13 protein-coding genes and 1 pseudogene are annotated in these 16,822 nt (G+C 42.0%); 11 read left to right on the top strand and 3 right to left on the bottom strand.

The window, feature by feature from the left end; translation table 11 throughout:
• Nucleotides 1-11 precede the first annotated feature (11 nt).
• Both lolA1 and trxB read left to right on the top strand, forming a co-directional pair.
• Nucleotides 12-653 carry an outer membrane lipoprotein periplasmic chaperone LolA1 gene (lolA1, locus tag H8744_RS01280; protein ID WP_262433105.1) on the top strand — a complete coding sequence of 214 codons (642 nt, stop codon included), beginning with the start codon at nucleotides 12-14 and terminating at the stop codon, nucleotides 651-653.
• A 71-nt stretch (nucleotides 654-724) separates the two neighbouring features.
• A complete protein-coding gene (trxB, locus tag H8744_RS01275) occupies nucleotides 725-1,675 on the top strand; it encodes a thioredoxin-disulfide reductase (RefSeq protein ID WP_262433104.1) in 951 nt (316 codons plus the stop codon).
• Between the two features lie 189 nt (nucleotides 1,676-1,864).
• Here the strand turns inward: trxB and H8744_RS01270 are convergent, their stop codons facing one another.
• The 3 genes from H8744_RS01270 to H8744_RS01260 all read right to left on the bottom strand — a co-directional run bounded on the left by H8744_RS01270 (nucleotide 1,865) and on the right by H8744_RS01260 (nucleotide 7,307).
• Nucleotides 1,865-4,297: a glycoside hydrolase family 20 protein gene (locus H8744_RS01270; protein WP_262433103.1), complete on the bottom strand. Its 2,433-nt coding sequence runs from the start codon at nucleotides 4,295-4,297 to the stop codon at nucleotides 1,865-1,867.
• 42 nt (nucleotides 4,298-4,339) lie between these two features.
• Entirely contained in the window at nucleotides 4,340-5,041 is a 702-nt protein-coding gene (locus H8744_RS01265; RefSeq protein WP_262433102.1) for a Crp/Fnr family transcriptional regulator, read from the bottom strand.
• A 76-nt stretch (nucleotides 5,042-5,117) separates the two neighbouring features.
• Nucleotides 5,118-7,307, bottom strand: coding sequence for a glutamine synthetase III family protein (locus tag H8744_RS01260; RefSeq protein ID WP_262433101.1), 2,190 nt, complete (start codon nucleotides 7,305-7,307; stop codon nucleotides 5,118-5,120).
• A 281-nt stretch (nucleotides 7,308-7,588) separates the two neighbouring features.
• Here H8744_RS01260 and H8744_RS01255 point away from each other — a divergent pair, with 281 nt between their 5' ends.
• From H8744_RS01255 to H8744_RS01215, 9 genes and pseudogenes are all read left to right on the top strand, one after another.
• On the top strand, nucleotides 7,589-9,736 hold the full coding sequence (locus tag H8744_RS01255) for a DUF5686 family protein (protein ID WP_305067413.1): 2,148 nt from the start codon (nucleotides 7,589-7,591) through the stop codon (nucleotides 9,734-9,736).
• Nucleotides 9,737-9,908: 172 nt separating this feature from the next.
• A complete protein-coding gene (locus H8744_RS01250; protein ID WP_262433099.1) occupies nucleotides 9,909-10,886 on the top strand; it encodes a head GIN domain-containing protein in 978 nt (325 codons plus the stop codon).
• A gap of 163 nt (nucleotides 10,887-11,049) precedes the next feature.
• Entirely contained in the window at nucleotides 11,050-12,843 is a 1,794-nt protein-coding gene (gene rpsA, locus H8744_RS01245; protein ID WP_262433098.1) for a 30S ribosomal protein S1, read from the top strand.
• 258 nt (nucleotides 12,844-13,101) lie between these two features.
• Nucleotides 13,102-13,794: a hypothetical protein gene (locus H8744_RS01240; RefSeq protein ID WP_262433097.1), complete on the top strand. Its 693-nt coding sequence runs from the start codon at nucleotides 13,102-13,104 to the stop codon at nucleotides 13,792-13,794.
• Between the two features lie 64 nt (nucleotides 13,795-13,858).
• Nucleotides 13,859-14,773 carry a ribonuclease Z gene (locus tag H8744_RS01235; protein ID WP_262433096.1) on the top strand — a complete coding sequence of 305 codons (915 nt, stop codon included), beginning with the start codon at nucleotides 13,859-13,861 and terminating at the stop codon, nucleotides 14,771-14,773.
• Nucleotides 14,774-14,855: 82 nt separating this feature from the next.
• Nucleotides 14,856-15,167: a T9SS type A sorting domain-containing protein gene (locus H8744_RS01230; RefSeq protein ID WP_262433095.1), complete on the top strand. Its 312-nt coding sequence runs from the start codon at nucleotides 14,856-14,858 to the stop codon at nucleotides 15,165-15,167.
• A 92-nt stretch (nucleotides 15,168-15,259) separates the two neighbouring features.
• Nucleotides 15,260-15,811, top strand: coding sequence for an RNA polymerase sigma factor (locus tag H8744_RS01225; protein WP_262433094.1), 552 nt, complete (start codon nucleotides 15,260-15,262; stop codon nucleotides 15,809-15,811).
• Between the two features lie 17 nt (nucleotides 15,812-15,828).
• Nucleotides 15,829-16,237 (top strand): annotated as a pseudogene (locus tag H8744_RS01220) (hypothetical protein).
• Nucleotides 16,238-16,262: 25 nt separating this feature from the next.
• Nucleotides 16,263-16,730, top strand: a complete 468-nt coding sequence (locus H8744_RS01215) for a hypothetical protein (RefSeq protein WP_262433092.1) — start codon at nucleotides 16,263-16,265, stop codon at nucleotides 16,728-16,730.
• Nucleotides 16,731-16,822 lie beyond the last annotated feature (92 nt).

Here is a 16,822-nt window from a genome sequence, read left to right as displayed (position 1 = left end):
TAATATAACAAATGAATAAGTACATTTTTAGCATTTTGTTAGCTTTACTAAGTTTGCCTGTGTTTGCCCAAAAACAGACGCAGGCAAAACTTGTGCTTGATAAAACTGCTGCTGCTTTTGAAAAGGCCGGAGGTGTAAAAGCGGAGTTTACCGTACAAGCTTTTAATAAAGGCCGTTCGGTAGGAGTGACCAACGGGACTATCGAATTGAAAGGAGAAAAGTTTTTCCTGAAAACGAGCGAGACTATTTCGTGGTTTGATGGCAAAACGCAATGGAGTTATCTTACCGGCAGTGATGAGGTGAACATCAGTACCCCTACAGAGGCGGAATTGCAGGGCTTGAATCCGTATGCATTTCTCTACCTTTATAAGAAGGGGTTCGATTATGAACTAGGTAAAGTAGATCGTTTCCGAGATAATGGGGTATATGAGGTTATATTGAGATCGGCAAATAAGAAACAGGAATTATCGCATATTGTGCTTTATGTGATGAAAGATACTTATGAACCTGTCTATATCAAGCTCGATCTGCGCGACGGGAGCCGGAATGAGATAACGATCAATTCTTATCACACGGGACTTAAATTGCCCGATTCTGTTTTTGTATTCGATAAAAAAGAGTATCCGACTGCCGAGGTCATCGATCTGAGATAATTATGTTAAGCGTACAGGATTAAAATGCAAATAATAAATCGCAAATAGTGAATCATTAAATAGTAAATATTATGATGGAAACAGAAAAAGTAAAATGCCTGATCATTGGTTCGGGACCTGCCGGTTATACGGCAGCAATATACGCAGGACGTGCAAACTTGTCGCCCGTGCTTTATGAAGGAATTCAACCGGGTGGCCAGTTGACGACTACCACGGATGTAGAAAATTTCCCCGGATATCCCGAGGGGATCAGCGGTACTCAACTCATGGAAGATTTGCGTACACAGGCTACACGTTTCGGAGCAGACATCCGTTTCGGTATTGCAACAGCATCAGATTTAAAAGAAGCTCCCTATAAAGTGACGATTGATGGTGAAAAGGTGATTGAAACCGAATCCCTGATCATCGCAACCGGAGCAACTGCTAAATATCTCGGATTGCCGGATGAAAAGAAATATGCCGGTATGGGAGTAAGCGCTTGTGCTACTTGTGACGGATTTTTCTATCGTAAGAAAGTGGTGGCTGTTGTCGGTGGCGGTGATACGGCTTGTGAAGAAGCTATCTATCTGGCCGGCTTGGCTTCCAAAGTTTACTTGGTTGTTCGTAAGTCTTATCTTCGTGCCTCTAAAATCATGCAGGAACGTGTGATGAAGCATGATAAGATTGAAGTTTTGTTTGAACACAATGCAGTAGGACTTTTTGGAGAGAATGGCGTAGAAGGCGTAAATCTTGTAAAACGTTGGGGAGAACCGGATGAAGAACGTTATTCGCTTCCGATTGACGGATTTTTCCTGGCTATCGGACATAAACCGAACTCTGAAGTTTTCAAACCTTATATTGCTACGGACGAAGTAGGATATATCATTACTGAAGGGGATAGTCCCCGTACTCAAGTTCCCGGAGTTTTTGCAGCCGGTGATGTGGCCGATCCTCATTACCGTCAGGCTATTACGGCAGCCGGTAGTGGTTGTAAGGCTGCTATCGAAGCGGAACGCTATTTATCGGAAAAGGGCCTGATATAAGGGAAGGAAGTATTAAGAAGAAAGAACTAAGAAGGGATGCAGGATGGAAAGTTGTGCAGCCGCTTCTTGGTTTATGAACTTATTAATTGATTGATATAATATAAGGCAGCTGATTTGCAATGAATCGGCTGCCTTTTGTTGTTCTTTGGATAAGAATGTTTTTTGGATATCACCCGAGGGCGAGATTTATCAATAGACTTCTATTTCATCGATATAAAGGTCTGCTTGTATGATTTCTTCCGGAGTATCTCTACGGCAATCGATTCCGTTACGTATGACTCCTCCGTTGCGAAGAGTAAGTCTTACATAGGTGGCTTGGATAGGGGAGAACGTGATTGAATCAGTAAAAGCTTTCCGTCCGGTTTCCGGTAATTGGCGGGAAAATGGAGTTGTTGCTACTTCATTGAATTGCTTTCCATCGTCCGAAACTTCTACTGTAGCACTGCTTACTGGTAAAACTCGATATGCCGGATTGAAAAGGGAGCCGAAGACCACTTTGCTGATCTCTGTCGGCTTGTCGAGTTGCACGCTGAATATGACTTCTTTGCATTGATCGTTCATGCTAAAGCTGCACCACGGAGCATATGAAGCATTGTTTCCCCGTTTTCCATTTGTAAGGCCGAATGTTGTCTTATCCGCTCCTAATTTATCGTTCTCTCCGAAGGTATCTCCTTTCGCCCAGCCCATCTCGGGTATTACGGAGTAGGTTTTACCGCTGATTAAATTTCCATAAAGTGGTTTATGGCGGACTTTTCCCAACATCTTTCCATCTTTAAAGGCTGCTGTTTTCAGATCGATATTGTTTTGCAACGGGAAAGGTTGCGTATAAAGTGTCGATTTCTCTGTCGGTTCGCTGCCGTCCGTTGTATAGTAAATCTGAGCGTCCGGATAATATGTTTCTAAAATGACGTTGAGAATGTTGTCTTCTACATGTGTGTTAATGTTCACATCAAAGAAATTACGGCACGCTTTCACGTCCAATATCTCCAGACGGTCGAATTCACCGGTCATGCGTTGGCAGAAATTTTTCCAATCTTTGTTTTTGTTCAGTGTCCAGCCCGACTCGGCGATGGCAACCGCTTTAGGGAAAATCTGATAGTCACGTCGGTCGTTGCTCTGCATGTATTCCGTCCATGAATTGCCTTGTATACCGATGATATGCTCTTTTACCAGTTCGTCCGCATCATCTTCTACCGGATTGTAATTGTAGGTCATTTTTAATGTGACATATCCTCCGATGGTAATCGGTGCAATTTCCGGATCTTCCTGGTAATAATCTACGTACATATACGGGCTTGGTGTCATGATGGCATTGTGTCCCAATTTGGCAGCGTTCATTCCGCCTTCCACACCTCTCCATGACATGACGGTTGCGTTGGGAGCTAAGCCACCTTCCAGTATTTCATCCCAGCCGATGATATTGCGTCCTTTACTATTCAGATATTTCTCCATCCGGGTCACGAAATAGCTTTGCAGCTTTTCTTCTTTCGTATGTAATTTACCGTCAGCAGGATTTGGAGATGTGTCATCCTTCAATCCCAATTCTTTAATGAGCTTCTGGCAATGTCCACATGCTTTCCATGCATCTTTCGGACATTCGTCACCTCCTATATGAATATAGCTGCTCGGGAATAACTCAACAACTTCATCCAGTACCCCTTCGAGGAATTTGAAAGTTTCTTCTTTGGGGCAATACACCTGCTCGAATATCCCCCACGTACCGGATACATCGTAGGTCGTATCGGGCGTACATGAAAGTTCCGGGTAGGAGGCAATCGCGGCCAAAGCATGTCCCGGCATCTCTATTTCAGGAATGACAGTGATGTATTTGCTTGCAGCATAGGCTACGACATCTTTGATTTGTTCCTGTGTATAGTAGCCTCCGACTTCCTTCCCATCGAAAACTTGTGGATAATTAGTATAATAATAATCTATTAAAGTCTCTTTTCTTTTAGAACCGATTTCCATTAGCTTAGGGAACTTCTTGATTTCGATTCTCCATCCTTGATCATCGCTCAAATGCCAATGAAATGTGTTCATCTTGTGCATGGCGAGCATATCGATGAATTTGTAGACATATTCTATCGGAGAGAAGTTGCGGCACACGTCCAACATCATCCCCCGGTAAGCAAAGCGGGGGGAATCTTCTATTTCTACTGCGGGAACCGACCAGTTAACTTGCTTGTCACGCGTGTTTCCATAAATCGCTGCCGGCAAGAGTTGATAAAGGGTTTGGACACCGTAGAAAAATCCGTTAGGTTCTGAAGCCGTAACCGTGATAGAGACAGGGGTTACGGAGAGTTTGTACCCTTCTTGGGACATCCCTTCTTGGGTGATAAACGTGATTGAAGGGCCGGTTTGCTCCTTATCCGTACGTTCCAACGCAAGTCCGGATGTTGCGGACAGGCGGTTGATGAGGCTATCAGCAATCGATTGTACTTCCGGAGTACAGCCTGCGGTGATGACCTTTACCTTTTTGTTCAGTTCAAAACGTCCTTGTTGAGGGATCATTTGGTTGGGTAGCGGAACGATGTTGTACTCGTTCACGGTTTCTTTTGACTCTTTACATCCGGGGGTGATGAACAACAGGGACAAAAGAAGGAATGAAATTCCTTTTCTCATGGTAGAAAATGTGTGTTAAGTTATTGAATTGAGATGATATAATTATCCGATTTTGCTGATTTTCTTCAGCTTTTCTTCATCAATGATTTTGATCTTTCTTCCGTCTATGGTGATAAGGCGTTCGGTCGCAAAATTTGATAGTGTACGGATCGCATTCGAAGTGGTCATGTTTGATAAATTTGCCAGATCTTCACGAGAGAGATAAATACTCAATGTAGAGCCGTCTTCTTCAAGTCCGTAACTTTCTCTGAGGAATAAGAGTGATTCGGCCAGTCGGCCCCGGATGTGTTTTTGGGTTAGATTGACAGTCCGTTCATCGGCAACTCCGAGATCGATCGATAATTGACGAATGAAGAACATCGCTAAATCGTTGTTCTGGGTGACTAGCTTCATGATAGCGCTCATTGGTATTAAGCCGACGAGTGAGGGCTCGAAGGCAGCAGCGGCAGTTACAAAATCTTCTTTAGCGAAGAATGCCCGGTATGCGAAATATTCCGTCGGTTTCATCATCCGGATGATTTGACTGCGGCCTCCGACTCCTTCTTTATATATCTTTACCTTTCCACTGAGAAGACACATCAAGTGTGTTGGGGCTTCTCCTTCACAGTAGATTACTTCATTTTTTTTATAATTCTGTAGAGTAAAATTATTCGCCAAAAACTCTCTTTGCTCGTTGTTCAAGGGAGCCCATATATCGGGAAGTTTTTCCGCAATATCTATGTCTGACAAGCTTATCTTTACCATAAGTGCTGCAAAACTGTGTTATAAAGCACAAATGTAGAAAGAATAATTGAGAAAATAAACAAAATGGAAAAAAGAATCATTTTGTAAACAGTAATTCTCTATATTTAGGCAATGGCCAGATTTCATCATCAATTTCCATTTCCAGATGGTCGATATGGTCACGAATTGTTTCCAGGTAAGGCCGTACGGTCTCTTCATAAGCAAAGGCTTTCTCCTGGTAATTTTCTTTGTGATTAGCAATTTTACGGGCTTCCGTCATATCTTTTACCAATACTTTAATGGCTGTAACTCTGTGTGAAATCTCTTTGATAAGTTCTTTACGGTCAGCGCTCATTATTTCATATTCTTCGGGCGTGAATATTTCTTTTATCCCCCTCAGGTTTTCGAGCAGGCGGTTTTGATAACTTACAGCGATGGGTACAATATGATTGATCGCCAGATCTCCCAATACACGGCTTTCAATTTGTACTTTCATCGTGTATTTCTCCAGCTCCACTTCCAAGCGGCAAGCCAGTTCTGTTTCATTAAAAATATGTTCGCCAATCAACACTGCCTTTGATTGCTTGTCTCTGTAGTGCATCAAAGCCTCGGGTACATGGCAGATATTGGTTAGTCCGCGCCGTGCAGCTTCCTGTTTCCATTCTTCGGAATAGCCGTCTCCTTCGAAACGGATCGGTTCGGAGGCAATAATGGTCTCTTTTAGTAGACGGAAGATGGCTTCGTCTTTGCCTATCCCTTCTTCCATCAGTTTTTCGACAGAAGCACGGAATTCATTGAGCTGATTGGCCATGGCGGCATTGATGGCGATCATTGCTGCGGCACAGTTGGAAGATGATCCGGCTGCACGGAATTCGAAACGGTTACCTGTGAAAGCAAAGGGGGACGTACGGTTTCTATCTGTCGTATCGAGCAATATTTCAGGGATGCGTCCGATGCCGAGTTTTAAGGTCGTTTTTTCTTCCGGTGTCATTTTATTGCTTCCTACCTGGCGTACGATTTCGTCCAATGTTGCGGAAAGTTGCGTACCGAGGAAAATGGATAGAATGGCAGGTGGGGCTTCATTGGCTCCCAGGCGGTGGCTGTTTCCTGCACTCATAATGGAAGCACGCAACAGATCTTGATTCTTATAAACCATCATTAAAACGTTGACCAGGAATGTTAGGAAAAGCATATTGCCCTTTGGATTTTTCCCCGGTGCAAAAAGGTTTATGCCTGTATCGGTACAGAGTGACCAGTTGTTGTGTTTTCCCGAACCGTTCACTCCGTTATAAGGCTTCTCATGCAGTAGCACGGCAAAATGATGTTTGCGTGCAATGCGTTTCATTAGGTCCATTACCAATTGATTGTGATCGTTGGCAAGGTTTGCATTTTCGAAAATGGGTGCTAGCTCAAATTGATTGGGCGCAACCTCATTATGGCGAGTCTTAACCGGAATACCCAGTTTATGGCACTCTATTTCGAGTTCTTTCATAAAGGCCGTAACACGTGGTGGAATGGAACCGAAATAATGGTCTTCCAACTGTTGGTCTTTGGCAGAAGAGTGCCCCATCAACGTGCGTCCTGTCAAGCATAAGTCCGGACGTGCATTATATAAAGAAGAGTCAACTAGAAAATATTCTTGTTCCCAGCCCAAATTAGTATAGACACGGGTAATGTTCTTGTCGAATAACTGGCACACTTCCGTTGCTGCCTTGTCAACGGCTGCAAGTGCTTTCAACAATGGAGTCTTATAATCCAAAGCTTCACCGGTGTATGAGATAAAGATTGTCGGAATACAGAGTGTGGTGTCTACAACAAAAGCAGGGGAGGATACATCCCATGCCGTGTATCCGCGAGCTTCGAATGTGTTGCGTATCCCACCGTTAGGAAATGAAGAGGCATCCGGTTCTTGCTGGATCAGTAATTTTCCGGAAAAACGTTCGATCACACCACCGTCTTCACCGAATTCTATAAAGCCGTCGTGCTTTTCGGCCGTACCGTCCGTTAACGGTTGGAACCAATGGGTGTAATGAGTCACATTGAGTGATTTAGCCCAGCTTTTCATGCCGTTGGCAATCAAATCTGCCATTTCCCGATTGATGGGTGTACCTTTTTCAATGGCATCTGTTACAGCTTTATAAGCTTCTTTGGGAAGATATTCCTGCATCTTTTTGCGGTCGAATACATGACTGCCGTAATAGTCGGATAACTTGTTGGAAGGAGGAATGACTTCTAAAGGACGTCTGTTTGAAAGTTCTTGTAAAGCTAAAAATCTCATTTTTGACATAATCGTGCCTTTTTTAATGGTTGATGGCGCAAAATTATATGTTTTTTCTGAAAGTACCCCTATATTTTATGGGGTAATTTGAATTAAATATGCATTTTTGTTGTGGTGTACCCCTCTTTGACGTGGGGTGATGCTATGATAAGCTTTTTGTGGGTATGGATGACGGGAATAAATTAGTTCGGTATTGATTGTTTATCATATATTTATTTCTATATTTGTTCCATCAACAAAAAGGATTCTGTTTGAAACGATATAGATTTATAGGAGTATTGGTCTTGTTTATGTTCCTTTTAATTCCAAAAGGAAAGGCCGAGTCTGTTCTGAATCCATATACGAATGAAGCGATCAAGGTAGATTCTATTCTTTACAATGTGATAGCTTTTGCGCCTTTTTATGAAAAGATCGTCAATGATTACAGGGCAGATCTTTATATAAAGGGGAAATTGAATATCCGAAAGAAAAACTTCATGTTTCGCTATCTTCCCAAAATGTTCCGGATGCAGAAAGGTGTACGTGAATATTTAATGGAGTCATTCAGTGACCTTCATTTTACGGCTCCGAATATTTATGATCAGAAAGTGAAGGCTGGTTACGGAACGGTGTATAGTGGAGGGTTTCAGGCAACGATGCTTGAATACTTTAATGTTAATATTTATTCGTCTACTTTGCTTGACGATCGCTTGCTATCTCCATTGGCCAAGAATGGGAAGAAGTATTACCGCTACCGGATAGATACTATTACAGGCGACCAGGATAATCTGCATTATAAAATACGTTTTATACCCAAGACAAAAAGTGATCAGTTGGTTGGGGGATATATGATTGTCAGTTCGGATGTATGGAGTGTGCGTGAGATTCGTTTTTCCGGGCGTTCCGAGTTGCTTACTTTCGAGAACCTTATAAAGATGGGGGAGGTGGGAGATGAAAATGAATTTCTCCCCATACGTTATGAGTTTAATGTTCGATTTAATTTTATGGGAAATGTAGTGGATGGCAGTTATCTCGCATCTCTCAATTACACCTCTATCGAATTGAAAGAGCGGAATAAGTTTCATAAGGAAAAGAAGAAACTCGATCTGACCGAATCATTTACGCTGAAATGTGATACAAATTCTTTGCATCGCGACAGTGCTTACTTTGCTTCGTTACGACCGATAGAGTTAAGTGAAAGTGAGAAAAAACTATATGAGGACTATGCTTATAGAAAGGACACTTCGTCTGTACGGCCTACGTCCAAAAAACGTGAATTTTGGGGAGAGCTGGGGGACTTTCTGGTTTCTGACCTGAAAGTAGATCTTTCAAAAATGGGAAGTGTGAAAAGCTCTCCGATTATTAATCCGTTGTTGTTGAGTTATAGCGGTAGTAACGGCTTTTCCTGGAGGCAGGATTTTAAATATAACCGTCTGTTTTCCGGTGATAAACTTCTTCGAGTGGTTCCCCGTATAGGATATAACTTTACCCGCAAAGAGTTTTATTGGTCGGTCAACACGGATTTTGATTATTGGCCGCAAAAACGTGGCGCTATTCACATGAATTTTGGTAATGGGAACCGTATTTACAGCAGTGACGTGTTGGATGAACTGAAGGCCATGCCGGATAGCATATTCGATTTCGACCAGATACATCTTGAATATTTTAAGGATTTATTCTTTAATTTTCGTCACAGTATAGAGATTGTCAACGGTTTGGAGTTGAGTGTCGGTCTGTCTGCACATCGGCGTACAGCTGTAGAAAAGTCTAAATTTGTTATGGTAGATCCGAACCTTCCTCCTCCTCCCGATCTGATGAACAGACTTAAAGACACCTATATAAGTTTTGCGCCCCGTGTCCGTGTGGAGTGGACTCCACGCTTGTATTATTATATGAACGGTAAGCGTAAAATGAATCTTTATTCTTCTTATCCGACCTTTTCGGTTGATTATGAAAGGGGCATAAAAGGAATTTTCAAAAGTAGCGGAGAGTATGAACGGGTTGAATTCGATCTCCAGCATCGGGTGCCTCTTGGTTTGATGCGTAATATTTATTATCGTTTTGGCTTGGGAATGTTTACAAACCAGGACCAGCTTTATTTTGTGGACTTTGCTAATCTGGCGAGGAGTAATTTGCCGGTAGGGTGGAATGACGATATCGGTGGAGTCTTCCAGCTGCTGGACGGACGCTGGTACAACTCGTCACGGAAATATGTCCGTGCCCATTTTACGTATGAAGCACCGTTTTTGTTTTTACGTCATTTGATGAAGTATACTCGTTATGTCCAGAATGAGCGTTTATATCTGAACGCCTTATGTGTGCCTCATCTCAAGCCCTATTTGGAGCTTGGCTATGGTATCGGTACACATATTTTTGATTTTGGTGTGTTTGTTAGCAGCGAAAACTGGAAGTATAAAGAGATCGGTTGTAAGTTTACTTTCGAATTATTTAATCGTTGAGCATTTCAAGAAAGGTTTCTACATTATTTTATAATAAGTTGATGGAACTCTTGAGAAAGAGGACTTGAATGGGATCGTTGTTCGGATAAAGAAAGATTTTTAGTGTAACATTTCTTTGCTGATTAACGTCTCATAAGTAAAGTCTATAATTAAACTCAAAAATGATAGGATTATGAAAATGAAAAGATGTGTAGGAGTGCTGTTTTTATGTTCACTTCTTTTAGCTACTGCAGGCAATGCTCAGACGAAACGTGTAAAAGCGAGTGGGAAATATGAAACGAAAGAGGTAAAAGTACAGAATTTTGATAAGATAAAACTTTTGGGAAGCCCAACGGTTGTTTATACACAGTCGGATAAGCCTCAGTTGAAAATTTATGGTTCGGACAATGTGCTGGATTTGGTGAAATGCGAGGTTTCCAAAGGTACTTTGACAATCTCCTTTAAAGAGAATACGAGCATCGAGTTCGGAAAAGAAGGACGGTTGAAGATAATCGCATCCAGTCCATCGTTGACAAATGCTCTTTTACAAGGATCGGGGGATATCCTGTTGAATGGAAAATTGAAATGCAGCAACCTGACATTGATTTTGCAGGGATCCGGGGACATTAATGCGGAGGATGTGGTTTGCGTAAATGATTTTGCGGCAACCTTGCAAGGTTCTGGAGACATAGCTGTGAAGAACAGTATTCACGCTGATAAGGTTGCTTTGAATCTGATGGGATCCGGTGATTTAAATATTTGTAATTTAGTGGCGAACTCGGCTGCGGCTACACTTCAAGGTTCCGGTGACCTGAAGGTTAAAGGAAAGAACGTGGCGGGTAATGTGACTGTCGGTCTCATGGGAGCAGGCGATCTTGATTTTGTCGGAATAAAAGGGGGAATTGTAAAAGCTGAATTAAACGGCTCCGGTGATCTCACGATTGCCGGTTCCGCCAAGCAAGCTATCTTGTCCTTGCGAAATTCCGGTGATCTGGATGCTAAGAATCTGAAGGCCGATGATGTGGATGCCACCGTGAATGGTTCAGGAAATATTACTTGCTGGGTGTCCGGTGTCTTGAAATGTAATATTACCGGAAGCGGTGATATCGAATATGTGGGAAATCCATCTGCCATTCATACAACCGGAAAAAGGAATCCCCATAGATTATAATGGTGTATAAAGTAGTATGTAATTGATTGAATATTAGCCGTCGTGAGACGGCTTTTTTCGTCTCTTTATTTGCGGTTCAGAAAAAATGTTATATCTTTGCGCCCGATTTATAGATAATATAATGTCTTACTTAATTAAAGTATCTCAAAACAATTAATTATTAATGGAAAACTTAAAGAACGTTGCTCCTGTTGAAGACTTCAACTGGGATGCGTATGAACATGGTGAGTCATTCACCGGCGCCAGCCACGAAGATCTTGAAAAAGCTTACGACAGTACGCTTAACAAAGTTAACGACCGTGAGGTAGTTGACGGAATCGTAATCGCAATGAACAAACGTGAAGTTGTTGTGAACATCGGTTACAAATCAGATGGTATCATTCCTTTGAATGAGTTCCGTTACAATCCTGATCTGAAAATTGGTGATACTGTAGAAGTATACATCGAGAATCAGGAAGACAAAAAAGGACAGTTGGTTCTGTCACACAGAAAAGCACGCGCTACCCGTTCTTGGGATCGTGTGAATGCTGCTCTGGAAAACGAAGAAATTATCAAGGGTTACATCAAATGCCGCACTAAGGGTGGTATGATCGTTGACGTATTCGGCATCGAAGCATTCTTGCCGGGTTCTCAGATCGACGTTAAGCCGATCCGCGATTATGATGTATTCGTTGGAAAAACAATGGAATTCAAGGTTGTTAAGATCAACCAGGAATTCAAAAATGTGGTTGTTTCTCACAAGGCTCTTATCGAAGCTGAACTTGAACAACAGAAGAAAGAGATTATCGGTAAGCTCGAAAAAGGACAAGTTCTTGAAGGAACCGTTAAAAACATCACTTCTTATGGTGTATTCATCGATCTGGGCGGCGTAGACGGATTGATCCACATCACAGACCTTTCTTGGGGCCGCGTAAGCGATCCGAAAGAGGTTGTTGAACTCGATCAGAAACTCAACGTTGTTATCCTTGATTTCGATGACGAGAAGAAACGTATCGCTTTAGGTTTGAAACAATTGACTCCGCACCCATGGGATGCTTTGGATGCTAATCTGCAAGTGGGTGATCATGTGAAGGGTAAAGTAGTCGTTATGGCTGACTACGGTGCATTCATTGAAATCGCTCCAGGTGTTGAAGGTTTGATCCACGTTTCTGAAATGTCTTGGTCACAGCATTTGCGTTCTGCTCAGGACTTCATGAAAGTAGGTGATGAAGTAGAAGCTGTAGTATTGACTTTGGATCGTGAAGAACGTAAGATGTCTTTAGGTATCAAACAGCTGAAACAAGATCCTTGGGAAACTATCGAAGAAAAATATCCTGTAGGTTCTAAACATACTGCAAAAGTTCGTAACTTCACTAACTTCGGTGTATTCGTAGAAATCGAAGAAGGCGTTGACGGCTTGATCCACATCTCTGACTTGTCTTGGACGAAGAAAGTGAAACACCCGTCAGAATTCACTCAGATTGGTGCTGATATCGAAGTTCAGGTATTGGAAATCGATAAAGAAAACCGTCGCTTGAGCTTAGGCCACAAACAACTTGAAGAAAATCCTTGGGACGTGTTCGAAACAGTATTTACTGTAGGTTCCGTACACGAAGGAACAATCATCGAAATGTTGGATAAGGGTGCTGTAGTTGCTCTGCCTTACGGTGTTGAAGGTTTCGCTACTCCGAAACATCTTGTTAAGGAAGACGGTTCACAAGCTCAGTTGGATGAGAAACTGGAATTCAAAGTGATCGAGTTCAACAAAGACGCGAAGAGAATCATCCTGTCTCACAGCCGTATTTTCGAAGATGTTGCTAAGGCAGAAGAGAGAGCGGAAAAGAAGGCTGCTTCTAACGCAAAGAAGACCGCTAAGAAAGAAGAAAGCCCTGTAATTCAGAATCAGGCTGCTTCTACAACTTTGGGTGATATCGATGCTTTGGCTGCTTTGAAAGAACAACTGGAAGGCAAGAAATAATTTCGATAAGAAATAACGAATATAAAAAGAGGTTATCTCGTAAAAGGAGATAATCTCTTTTTTTATAGGCTTTTGCCAATACGTTGCTTTTTGTACGTTCATTATCATGTCAAACATTAATTAATGATAAATGCGAGTGAGATCTCTTGTTTTATTTTGCTTGTTTTAATGGTTAATGGTAATATTGCCAATATTTCGCGGTCGCTTCAAAAGTATATGAAAAACATTTATATTAATCACTGTAAATAGTTATGCCTTATGGAACTTGGAAGATTGGAGACTGTGTTTAAGATATTAGTACTGTTCGGACTAATGTTTTCTTGTGTATCCCTTCGGGCGCAAATCTCATTGCTTAATGCTGATGAGAAGTCCAAGTTGACGATTCTTCATGCAAATATAGGGTATGGGGTGAGTACAACCCAACAAGGGGAGTCTGTTTGGGATGAAGTTGACAATAGCGATAATAGCGGTATAACTTATACCCTCCGATGGACACAATGTTTGTTGAAATCTTCTATTGCTTATGGTATGTATGCATTCGGCTATAACGATAATCAGAGGAACCGGATACCGGGAGTTACTGCTTTCAGGGAAAAAAAGCAGATTGTATATGTAGCTCCTCAAGTGTCATATCTAAAGAAAAGAACCGCTTTCCCGAATGTTTTCGGATTGATAGACTTTGGAGTCGGCTATCTACATTATCAAAGTAATAGTAAACTTCTTGAAAACCGTACTTATAAAGCGGATTACAATGGCATAGGGATAAATGCTAATTTGGGATGCGAATATGCTTTTGCAAAGCGCTGGGGTGCGAAATTGGAAGTCGGTTGCCTCTTTTCACCAATTCGCCCCAAGTCGGACTCAGTAATTGATGATTTGGCATTGCAGCCGAGAAAACGAATGAACCTATTTATGCTATTCATGCAAATAGGAATTTCTACTTATTTATGAGTCTCTTCTTTTTCTTCATCATAGGCTGATAGAAGGGAAAAACTTCCGTATCTTTGTGTCCATTATGGAGAAATTCGAATTACATATATTGGGGTGTGGTTCTGCACTTCCGACTACTCGCCATTTTGCCACTTCACAAGTGGTCAATTTGCGTGAAAAGCTTTTTATGATCGATTGCGGTGAAGGGGCTCAGATGCAACTGCGTAAGTCCCGCTTGAAGTTCTCTCGGCTGAATCATGTCTTTATATCCCATTTGCATGGGGACCATTGTTTTGGCTTGTTGGGATTGATTTCTACGTTTGGACTGTTGGGCAGGACAGCGGAGTTGCATATTCATTCCCCTAAGGGGATGGAGGAACTGTTTGCACCGATGCTCGATTTCTTTTGTAAAAACATGAGTTATAAAGTCACTTTTCACGAGTTTGAGACGCAGCAGCCTGTTGTCGTCTACGAAGACCGTTCGATGACGGTTACTACCATTCCTTTGCGACACCGGATCCCCTGTTGTGGTTTTTTGTTTGAGGAGAAGCAGTGCCCGAATCACATCATAAGGGAAATGATCGACTTTTATCAAGTTCCGGTCTATGAATTGAACCGGATCAAGAACGGTGAAGATTTTGTAACTCCGGAGGGAGATGTCATCCCCAACTCCCGTCTTACCCGTCCTTCGGATCCTCCCCGGAAATATGCTTATTGTTCCGACACGATTTATCTGAAGAAGATAGCCGAACAGATTCGCGGAGTAGATCTGTTGTTTCATGAAGCTACCTTTGCTCAATCCGAGAAGGCGCGCGCCAAAGCTACCTTTCACACGACAGCGGCACAGGCAGCCCAGTTGGCTTTGGATGCACAAGTGAAGCGATTGGTTATCGGGCATTTTTCCGCCCGTTACGAAGAAGAACAAGTTCTGCTGAAAGAAGCTGCTTCCGTTTTTCCGCAAACCGTTCTCGCTAAAGAGAATCTGTGTATTACACTGTAGCAACTTTCAGGCATAAAGTTTGTTTTATAGGTAGGAATAACATATATTTGTACAGAATAATAAGGAATCGGATACGTATCAGATGAAAAGATTGTTTTTTTACTTTTTCTTTGCTTTGACTCTTTTGGCTTCTAACACGCTATTGGCGCAAGAAAAGGGGAAAACGGAAACTGTTCATGATGGACGGTCTTCCCTTACTATCACTGTGTCCGGTACTTCTGTCCGTATTCAAAATGCACCTTTCGGTTCGGTTATGGAAGTGTATGATATCCTGGGCGTAAAGGTGACTTCTGTACGTGTCGATTCATCTGATAAAACCGTGACACTGAATCTGCCGAAAGGCTACTATATTTTTAAAATTGGAGATTTAGTGAGGAAAGTGGTAATAAAATAGATAACGGAGCCTATGTCTTATTCTTCTCTTCTTGATAACTGTATGATGAATCCGACTTTCAAAAACATAACACACTGAATACTAATTTTTATATGAACCCTTATAATGAACAAGAGGTATTGAAGCTCCTTCAGGATGAGAGTACGCAGCGAAAAGGATTTGAGATGATTGTGGCGCAATACAGCGAACAATTGTACTGGCAGATCCGTCGGATGGTACTTTCACATGACGATGCGAACGATCTTCTCCAAAATGCGTTTGTCAAGGCATGGATGAATATCGACTACTTCCGGGCGGAGGCAAAGCTTTCTACCTGGCTCTATCGCATTGCGCTGAATGAGTGCATCACATTTCTGAACAAGCAACGGGCCGCGAATACCGTTTCCATTGATGATCCCGAAGCTGTGCTTGTCCAGAAGTTGGAGAGTGATCCGTATTTTTCGGGTGACGATGCACAATTGTTGTTGCAGAAAGCTCTGTTGGCATTGCCTGAGAAGCAGCGGATGGTGTTTAATCTGAAATACTTTCAAGAAATGAAATACGAAGAGATGTCGGAGATATTCGGAACCTCCGTCGGAGCTTTGAAAGCTTCTTATCACCATGCTGTAAAAAAGATAGAGAAGTTTTTGGAAGAGATAGATTAAACCTTTTAAACAAGTCAATGTCTAAGGAAAAGAGAGGAGAAGAAGATTATGAAAGAGGAAGATAAAATATTGCGGAAAGTAGGCAAAGGGAACTCTTTTAAAGTGCCCGAGGGATACTTTGAGAATCTCACTTCGGAAGTTATGAATAAACTTCCCGAGAAAGAGCATACCGACTTTATCGTAAGAGAACCCAGCAAATGGCAAAAAATGAAACCATTTGTTTACATGGCTGCTATGTTTATTGGTGCGGCCCTGATTATCCGTGTTGCTTCATCGAACCATAAACCTGCGTCACCCGAGATTGCTGCGACCGAGATCATGGAGGCGGATATCGATTCTGACGAATATATTAATGCCGCACTCGATGGCTCGATGATGGATGATTATTCTTTGTATGTATATCTCACTGATGCCAGTGTGGAATGAAATAAATTAAACAGATTGTATAGAAATGAAAAAACTGATTATTCTGCTGATTATTATTTGTGGCTTTACTCCACTGATGCGGGCGATGGATGGATGTAACCAGCAACGTATGTCGCAAGAGGCGTTTCGTGCCAAACAAAAGGCATTCATTACCGAGCAGGCTAATTTGACGAAAGAAGAGGCTGCAAAGTTTTTCCCACTATATTTTGAACTGCAAGATAAGAAAAAAGAGTTGAATGATAAGGCTTGGAATTTGATTCGTCAAGGAAAAGATGAAAATACGACTGAAACTCAATATGATGAAATTCTGACCCAGGTGTATGATACCCGTATTGCTTCAGATAAATTGGAAAAGTCTTATTTCGACAAATTCAAGAAAATACTTTCCTGCAAAAAGCTTTATAAGATACAAAGAGCCGAAATGCGTTTCCATCGCGAACTCCTGAAAGGTATTAACCGGAAAGATGGAGGCGGGCATAGAGACAAGAAATAAGCGGAGAATAAGTGATAATATTTTACATCAATAATTGTCGGGACTGAAGGCATCGTTCCTCACCGAGGAACGGGCCGTTGATCACCGATGAA

The organism is Jilunia laotingensis, from assembly GCF_014385165.1.
Taxonomy (GTDB): domain Bacteria; phylum Bacteroidota; class Bacteroidia; order Bacteroidales; family Bacteroidaceae; genus Bacteroides; species Bacteroides laotingensis.
Note: the sequence above shows the minus strand (reverse complement) of the source record. Positions and strands in the feature narration are given on the sequence as shown.